We start from the raw sequence: 773 nt of genomic DNA, 5'->3' as shown, positions 1-773 counted from the left end.
AAGACCCCTTATAGACGATAAGGTTGATAGGTTCGGTGTGGAAGTGCGGTAACGCATGGAGCTGACGAATACTAATCGGTCGAGGACTTATCCACGTATATCTCTTAGCGAATTTACCTTTGCGTATCCAGTTTTGAAGGTGCAAACGACCAACCTTACTTATTCCTCAGTAGCTCAATGGTGGAGCAACCGGCTGTTAACCGGTAGGTTGGCGGTTCGAGTCCGTCCTGAGGAGCCATTTGCTCCTGTAGCTCAGTCGGTAGAGCGTTTCCATGGTAAGGAAGAGGTCGCAGGTTCGATTCCTGTCGGGAGCACCATTACCATTATATGGCCCGTTGGTGAAGCGGTTTAACACAGCAGCCTTTCACGCTGTCATTCAGGGGTTCGAATCCCCTACGGGTCACCATTTTCCCCAAAAAGTGACGTAAGCCTCTGAAGCTTACACCGAATACTTTTCGGGGGCCCCGGAACAAAACATAAAACCTGGAGGCTTAGCTCAGCTGGGAGAGCATCTGCCTTACAAGCAGAGGGTCGGCGGTTCGATCCCGTCAGCCTCCACCATAATTACCTAAATACTTGGGGAGATAGCGAAGTGGCTAAACGCGGCAGACTGTAAATCTGCTCCCTCTGGGTTCGGCGGTTCGAATCCGTCTCTCCCCACCACTTATGTACTATTGGGATATAGCCAAGCGGTAAGGCAACGGACTTTGACTCCGTCATTCCTAGGTTCGAATCCTAGTATCCCAGCCATTTTATTTAGAGCCATTAGCTCA

Annotated in this window: 6 tRNA genes and 1 rRNA gene; all 7 read left to right on the top strand. The window is 50.3% G+C overall.

The features are described 5' to 3' along the window. Positions 1–95 (top strand): 23S ribosomal RNA (locus ACPW7N_RS26705); the annotation flags it as partial. 68 nt (positions 96–163) lie between these two features. Beyond that, positions 164–238 (top strand) — tRNA-Asn (locus ACPW7N_RS26700). 3 nt (positions 239–241) lie between these two features. Next, a tRNA-Thr gene (locus ACPW7N_RS26695) sits at positions 242–317 on the top strand. A gap of 12 nt (positions 318–329) precedes the next feature. After that, positions 330–406: transfer RNA gene (locus ACPW7N_RS26690), tRNA-Glu, on the top strand. A gap of 79 nt (positions 407–485) precedes the next feature. Beyond that, positions 486–561: transfer RNA gene (locus ACPW7N_RS26685), tRNA-Val, on the top strand. Between the two features lie 17 nt (positions 562–578). Further along, a tRNA-Tyr gene (locus ACPW7N_RS26680) sits at positions 579–663 on the top strand. 12 nt (positions 664–675) lie between these two features. Beyond that, positions 676–750, top strand: a tRNA-Gln gene (locus ACPW7N_RS26675). Positions 751–773 lie beyond the last annotated feature (23 nt).

Origin of the sequence: Brevibacillus nigriterrae, assembly GCF_049846925.1 — a bacterium.
Lineage (GTDB): Bacteria > Bacillota > Bacilli > Brevibacillales > Brevibacillaceae > Brevibacillus_H.
The sequence above is the reverse complement of the archived record's forward strand: the minus strand, read 5'-3'. Positions and strand labels throughout refer to the sequence as shown.